The following is a 6,647-nucleotide window of genomic DNA, read 5'->3' on the forward strand; positions in this document are numbered from 1 at the left end:
CCCATCGCGCAGCTGCGCGTGGGCGATGCCGTGCTGGTGCGGCCCGGCGAGCGCATCCCCGCCGACGGCGTGGTGATCGAAGGCAGTTCGTACGTCGACGAATCCATGCTGACCGGCGAGCCCGTGCCTGTGGCCAAGGCCGTGGATGCGGCGGTCACCGGCGGCACACTCAACACGACCGGCAGCTTCACGCTGCGCATTACGCACCTGGGCGCCGACACCGCGCTGGCGCGCATCATCCGCATGGTCGAGACCGCGCAGGGCACGCGCCTGCCCATCCAGGCCCTGGTCGACCGCGTCACCGGCTGGTTCGTGCCGGCCGTGCTGGCGGCGGCGCTCGCCACCTTCGCCGCCTGGATGATCTGGGGGCCCGCGCCCGCGCTGACCCATGCGCTGGTCAGCGCGGTGGCCGTGCTCATCATCGCCTGTCCCTGCGCCATGGGCCTGGCCACGCCGACCTCCATCATGGTGGGCACCGGCCGCGCCGCGGAACTGGGCGTGCTGTTCCGCCAGGGCGATGCGCTGCAGGCGCTGCGCGACGTGGATGTGGTGGCCTTCGACAAGACACGCACGCTGACGCTGGGCCGTCCGGCGCTGACGGATTGGGCCGAGGTCGACGAGGCCGGCAGGATCGAACGCCGCGCTTTCGCCGGCAACGGCGCCGCGCAGGACGGGTCGTTAGCCTTGCGCCTGCTGGCTTCGGCGCAAGGGCGCTCGGAACATCCGATCGCGCGCGCCATCGCGACGCATGCCCAGGAAAGCGGCCTCGAACTGCTGCCGGTATCGGATTTCCAGGCCGTCACCGGTGCGGGTATCTCGGCGCGGGTCGATGGCCATGTCTTGCTGGCGGGCTCCGAGCGTCTCATGACGGAACGCGGCATCGACGCTTCGGTCTTGTCTGCGTTGACCGTGGACTGGGCCCGCGCCGGCAAGACCCCGATCTACGTCGCCATCGACGACCGCATCCGCGCCGCCGCGGCCGTGGCCGACCCGCTGCAGCCTTCAGCCGCGCCCGCCCTTGCGGCTCTGCACGTGCAGGGCTTGCGCACCGCGATGATCACCGGCGACCACCGCGACACGGCGCAGGCCGTGGCGCGGCAGCTGGGCGTGGACGACGTGCGCGCGCAAGTGCTGCCCGAAGGCAAGATGCAGGCCATTGCCGATCTGCGCCGCAGCGGCCGCAAGGTGCTCTTCGTCGGCGACGGCATCAACGACGCGCCGGCGCTGGCCGCGGCCGACGTGGGCCTGGCCATCGGCAGCGGCACCGACGTCGCGATCGAGGCGGCGCAGGTCGTGCTGCTGGGCAAGGATTTGCGCGGCGTGGCCGACGCCATCGCGCTCAGCCGCGCCACGCTGCGCAATATCCGGCAGAACCTGTTCTGGGCTTTCGTCTACAACATCGCGCTCATTCCGCTGGCGGCCGGCGCGCTGTATCCGCATTTCGGCGTGCTGCTCTCGCCCATGCTGGCGGCGGGCGCCATGGCGCTGTCCAGCGTGTTCGTCGTCAGCAACGCCCTGCGGCTGAGAACCTTCCGGCCCGCGCGAGCGGGCGCTTGAATCTCGAGGACCTCGCATGAATATCGGACAAGCCGCCCAGGCCACCGGCATCTCGGCCAAGATGATCCGCTATTACGAGTCGATCGGCCTCATCGTTCCGGCCGGCCGCACGGCATCGGGCTATCGGACCTACACCGAGCAGGATCTGCACACCTTGCGCTTCGTGCGCCGCGCGCGCGGGCTGGGGTTTTCGGTGGAGCAGATGCATGAGCTGCTGGCCTTGTGGCGCGACCGCAAGCGCGCCAGCTCGGACGTCAAGCGGGTGGCGTTGCAGCATGTGGAGGAGCTCGAGCGCAAGGCGGCGGAGTTGCAGCAGATGGCCGATACGCTCAAGCATCTGGCGCGGCATTGCCATGGGAATGATCGGCCGGAGTGTCCGATCATCGAGGAGCTGGAGAGGGTGCTCTAGCCGCCGAGGTCGAGTTATTTCGCCGCCAGGGCCGCCCTGCGCAATGTCGATGCCGCATCGGCGGGCTGCGGCTATAGAGCACCCGCCTCGGCCTGCCGCGCCTTGGCCGCCGCCTGTTCCTGGGCGGCCAGCACGGCCGCCTCGTCTTGCGATTCGAACACCGCGATCGATTCCACGTGGCCCGTATGCGGGAACATGTTGATCACGCCCGCCATCCGCAACGCGTAGCCGCCTTCGTGGACCATGATCGCCGCGTCGCGCGCCAGCGTGGCCGGGTTGCACGACACGTAGACGATGCGTTGGGGGCGCTCGGCGGGCGACAGCAGCGACAGGGCCTGCGCCACGGCTTGCGCGCCTTCGCGCGGCGGGTCGATGAGCATGCGGTCGAAATGGCCCAGGCCGCGCAGCCAGTCGACGTTGACCTCGAACAGGTTGAGCGTGGAAAAGCTCGTGCTGCCCGCCAGGCCGTGCCGCTGCGCGGCTTGCATGGCGCGGTCGGTCAGGGCCTTGCTGCCTTCGACGCCCACGGCTTCGCGCGCCCGGGTAGCCAGCGGCAAAGTGAAGTTGCCCAGGCCGCAGAAGAGATCCGCCACGCGATCGCTAGGCTGCGGGTCCAGCAGCGTGAGCGCACGCGAGATCAGCGCGCGGTTGATGGCGTGGTTGACCTGCGTGAAATCCGTGGGCCGATACGGCATGCGCAGCCCGAATTCCGGCAACGCATAGGCCAGCGTGTCGGCGTGCGCGGGGTCGAGCGGATGCACGGTGTCCGGGCCCTTGGGCTGCAGCCACCACTGCACGTCGTGTTCGGCGGCAAAGGCGCGCAGCACGGCGAGATCGTTGTCGGTGAGCGGCTCGAGATGGCGCAGCACCAGCACGGTCACGCCGTCGCCCAGCGCCACTTCGATCTGCGGCATGCGGTCCGGCGCCGACATGGACGCGATCATCGCGCGCAGCGGCATCAGCAGGTCGCTCACGTGCCGTGGCAGCACGTGGCACTCGCGCATATCGGCCACATAGCTGCTCTTTCTCTCGTGAAAACCCACCAGCACGCCGCCCTTCTTGGGCACCAGGCGCACCGACAGGCGGGCGCGATAGCGATAGCCCCAGGAAGGGCCCTGCAGCGGCGGCAGCATGCGCTCCGGCTTGAGCTTGCCGATATGGGCAAAGGTATCTTCCAGGGCGCGCTGCTTGATGGCCACCTGGGCGGAGGGCTCCAGGTGCTGCATGGCGCAGCCGCCGCATACGCCGAAATGCGGGCAGCGCGGCGCGACGCGTTGCGACGAGGGCTGCAGCACCTCGTCCACGCGCGCGATCTCGTACGAGGGCTTGCGCCGCACCGACGTGGCCAGCACCTGCTCGCCCGGCAAGGCGCCCTCCACGAAAACGACCTTGCCCTCGCGGCGGGCGATTCCCCTGGCTTCCAGATCCAGGGATTCGATATTCAGAACTTCAGGCATGACTGCTCCGCCGGGCCGCTCCCAAGGCGCCGACACGCCCTCTCGGGGGCAACGAACAAAGTGGGCGTAGGAGTCGTTTCATTTCGGCTATCCAGATAGACAACCGAGCATTGTAAAAGAGCGCAGCCCCCGGGGTCTTTTCGGACCCACGGGGGCTGGTCTTTACCGCGCGAAGGCCAGGCGGCGCAATCAGGAGGCAGTGCCCGCCGGCGCGTTCGGGGCGCCGGCGGGTGGCGGCGCGGCGGGACGGCCCATCGGGCCCTTGCCGCCCTTGTGCTCCTGCCAGCGCTCGCGCATGGACTGCATCTTGGCTTCGCGCGCCTTGACAAAGCTCATCACCTGCGTGCGCTGCGCATCGCTCAGACCATCCCAGACGGCCAGCCACTTGTCCCGCACTTGGTCGGCCTGCGCCTGAAATTGCTGCTGGTCAGCTTCATTCGCGCTCACCAGGGCGCGGGGATCGAGCTTGCCGGCGCTCACCTGCTGGTCCAGCAGCACGTGCTGCCGGGTCATGGCGTCGCGGCGGGACGCGAACAGCGCACGCTGCGCGCTCTGCGCTTCGTTGAACTGGGCTTGCTGGGCCGCGGTGAGCTTGAGCTCCTGCACCTGATGCTTGCCGATGGGGCCCAGGCCGGGAATCATCATCGCATCGCGCCACATCTTGTGCATATCGTGCTTGGGACCATGCTGCCAGGCGTGCGGGGCCGGGGCCGGCGGCGGAGCAGACTGGGCATAGGCGCAGGTCGCGCCGACGCCGCCGGCCAAAGCCAGGGCGGCGACAGAGACGCGAAGGGGGAAACGGGTCATGAGGAGCTCCTCGAAGAGTTGAAACACAGCCTCATTGTGCAAACCGCGCCGTTACGGGTGGATTTCACCCGTGATTGCGCGGTTTCAGTCGATTGCCAGGAAGATTGCACGGGCAGGCCGCGAACGCGGCGCCCTGCCCCGGGCGATCAGGCGGCGTCCCAGGCCGCCAGATATTCCTTCCAGTGCGTTGCGTCGCTGGCGGCCAACGTGTCGCGCACCAGGTCGACTTCGGCCTGATAGGCCGTGGCATCGAGTTCGCCGCGCAGGAAGCGAAAGCGGCAATACACCAACCAGGTGTTGACCACGTCGGTCTCGCAATAGGCGCGCACCGCATCGGCCTGGCCGTTGTTCCAGGCTTCCCAGACCTTGCCGCCGTCCATGCCGAGCTTGCCTGGAAAACCGCAGAGCTTGGCCAGATCGTCCAGCGGCGCATTGGCACGGCCGTTGTACTTGGCCAGCAGATCCATCAGATCGATGTGGCGATTGTGATAGCGGCTGATGTAGTTGTTGTACTTGAAGTCGCGGTCGTCGTCGCCCGTGTCCCAGTAGCGCGGCGCCGGCACGCCATGGATGAGGCTGCGGTAATGCAGCACGGGCAGGTCGAAGCCGGAACCGTTCCAGCTCACCAGCCGCGGGGTGTATCGCTCGATGGTCTTGAAGAAACCGGCCAGCAGCACGGGCTCGGGGTCATCCGGGTTGCCCAGCGTCTTGACGCGAAAGCCCTGATCGTCGCGAAAGACGCAGCCCACCACCGCCACGCGCTGCAGATGCAACGGCAGGAAATCGCTGCCTGTGGCCTCGCGCCGCGCGGCAAAGGCTCGCTCGGCGACTTCCAGGTCGGATATCTCGGCCCCCCAGCCGTTCAGCCGCCGCAAGCCGGCGACGTCGGGCAGGGTTTCGAGGTCGAAGACCAGGGTGGGCGTCATGTCGGCCGCTTATCGCGCGGGCAGGTACTGCATGGGATCGACCGGTTCGCCCTGCTTGCGGATTTCGAAGTGCAGCATGGGCGTGGCGGCGTCGGTCTCGCCCAGCGTGGCGATCTTGGCGCCGCGCTTGACGTTGGGGCAGCCCTTGTCCTGGCCGACCTGATTGCACTTGACCAGCAGCGTCTGGTTGTGCGCATAGGCCGTCATGAATCCGTTGGAATGCTCGATGATGACCAGATTGCCCAGGCCGGGAATGCCGTTGCCGGCATACTTGACCTTGCCGTCGGCCGCGGCATAGACCGGATCGCCCGCCTTGCCGGCGATGTCGATGCCGCGGTTCTTGGGCGGGCTGAATTGCTGGATCACCGAGCCCTGGGCAGGCCAACCCCAGGAGATGAGATTGGCATCGCTCGCGCGCGCCGGCGCCGAGGCCGGCGGCACGGCGGGCACCGCCTGGCTGCCGGGCGCTTGCTGCGGCGGCGGCCCGGGCGGCTGGCCGCCGTTCTGCGGCGGCTGTTCGAGCGGCACCGGCTCGAGCGGCTTGCTGGAGGCGGGAGGCGCCACCGGCGCAGCCCCCATCGGCCCCGTGGGCGCGGCCGCGCCGCTGCCCGGCAGGGTCAGCACCTGGCCGACAGTCAGATGATTGGGGTTGGTGATGCCGTTGGCGCGCTCGAGGCTGCCGACGTCGACGTTGTTGCGCCGGGCGATGCCATAGAGGCTGTCGCCGGGTTTGACGACGTAAGTTCCGCCGGGGGCCGCGCCGCCGGCGGACGATTGGTCCAAACTGACGATGGGCGCAGGTTGGTTGGATGTGGACGCACAGCCGGCCAGAACCAACACGGCCGCCAAGGTGGCGGCCAAGGGAAGGATTCGGCGGGTACAGCGCGCGGACGCGCCAGGCGGTATTGCGTTATTCGGTGCAAACTGCCCGTCGAGCATACGATTCTCCTGTTTGCTCAAGATTGTATTCCGGCCCTCAATGGCACAAAGCGCACCGCATCGAGTTCGCGTCGGCTCCAGTTGGCCGGCCCGGTGCGCTCCATCAGCACCAGCTTCTGCTCGGCGCCGCCTTCGGGGGCGATCAGGCGACCGCCCAGGGACAATTGTTCCAGCAGGGCGTGGGGAATGGCCAGGCCCGCCGCTGCCACAACGATAGCATCGAATGGCGCGGCGCCGGGCTGGCCCAGCATACCGTCGCCATGTGTCAATCTGATGCGCGATGTAAGCCGCAGACTGCGCAGACGGTCGCGCGCCAGATCGTACAGGCCGCGAATGCGCTCGATGGCGTGGACTTCGCGCACGAACTGGGCCAGCACGGCGGCCTCGTAGCCGCAGCCCGCGCCGACCTCGAGCACGCGCGCCGGCTGGCGATTTTCACAAACGATGGACAGCATGTGCGCCACCACCCAGGGCTGCGAGATGGTCTGGCCGTGCCCGATGGGCAGGGCCGCATCTTCGTAGGCGCGGCTGGCCAGCGCTTCGTCGACGAAA

Annotated in this window: 7 protein-coding genes; 2 read left to right on the plus strand and 5 right to left on the minus strand. The window is 68.5% G+C overall.

Translation table 11 applies throughout. From position 1 onward, the window contains the following. Together ACTHJ1_RS01635 and cueR are read left to right on the plus strand one after the other, a co-directional pair. On the plus strand, positions 1-1,557 hold a 1,557-nt coding region (locus tag ACTHJ1_RS01635), incomplete at its 5' end, for a copper-translocating P-type ATPase (protein ID WP_440186752.1). Positions 1,558-1,573: 16 nt separating this feature from the next. After that, complete coding sequence (gene cueR / locus ACTHJ1_RS01640) at positions 1,574-1,966, plus strand: Cu(I)-responsive transcriptional regulator (RefSeq protein ID WP_440186754.1); 393 nt, start codon at positions 1,574-1,576, stop codon at positions 1,964-1,966. 71 nt (positions 1,967-2,037) lie between these two features. Here the strand turns inward: cueR and rlmD are convergent, their stop codons facing one another. The 5 genes from rlmD to pcm all read right to left on the minus strand — a co-directional run. After that, positions 2,038-3,423 carry a 23S rRNA (uracil(1939)-C(5))-methyltransferase RlmD gene (gene rlmD, locus ACTHJ1_RS01645; RefSeq protein ID WP_440186756.1) on the minus strand — a complete coding sequence of 462 codons (1,386 nt, stop codon included), beginning with the start codon at positions 3,421-3,423 and terminating at the stop codon, positions 2,038-2,040. 189 nt (positions 3,424-3,612) lie between these two features. Beyond that, positions 3,613-4,230 (minus strand): hypothetical protein, encoded by a 618-nt coding sequence (locus ACTHJ1_RS01650; protein ID WP_440186758.1) that lies wholly within the window; start codon positions 4,228-4,230, stop codon positions 3,613-3,615. Between the two features lie 146 nt (positions 4,231-4,376). Further along, positions 4,377-5,156, minus strand: coding sequence for a 3'-5' exonuclease (locus tag ACTHJ1_RS01655; protein ID WP_440186760.1), 780 nt, complete (start codon positions 5,154-5,156; stop codon positions 4,377-4,379). 9 nt (positions 5,157-5,165) lie between these two features. Further along, positions 5,166-6,095, minus strand: coding sequence for a peptidoglycan DD-metalloendopeptidase family protein (locus ACTHJ1_RS01660; RefSeq protein ID WP_440186762.1), 930 nt, complete (start codon positions 6,093-6,095; stop codon positions 5,166-5,168). Between the two features lie 17 nt (positions 6,096-6,112). Beyond that, positions 6,113-6,647: protein-L-isoaspartate O-methyltransferase (gene pcm, locus ACTHJ1_RS01665; RefSeq protein ID WP_440186764.1), on the minus strand; the 535-nt coding region annotated here is incomplete at its 5' end.

This window comes from Bordetella sp. (assembly GCF_051960075.1).
Lineage (GTDB): Bacteria > Pseudomonadota > Gammaproteobacteria > Burkholderiales > Burkholderiaceae_B > Bordetella.

Coding starts and splice junctions, on each gene's coding strand:
- ACTHJ1_RS01655 (WP_440186760.1), bottom strand. CDS start 5,156: ATGACGCCCACCCTGGTCTTCGACCTCGAAACCCTGCCCGACGTCGCC.
- ACTHJ1_RS01660 (WP_440186762.1), bottom strand. CDS start 6,095: ATGCTCGACGGGCAGTTTGCACCGAATAACGCAATACCGCCTGGCGCG.
- rlmD (WP_440186756.1), bottom strand. CDS start 3,423: ATGCCTGAAGTTCTGAATATCGAATCCCTGGATCTGGAAGCCAGGGGA.
- cueR (WP_440186754.1), top strand. CDS start 1,574: ATGAATATCGGACAAGCCGCCCAGGCCACCGGCATCTCGGCCAAGATG.
- ACTHJ1_RS01650 (WP_440186758.1), bottom strand. CDS start 4,230: ATGACCCGTTTCCCCCTTCGCGTCTCTGTCGCCGCCCTGGCTTTGGCC.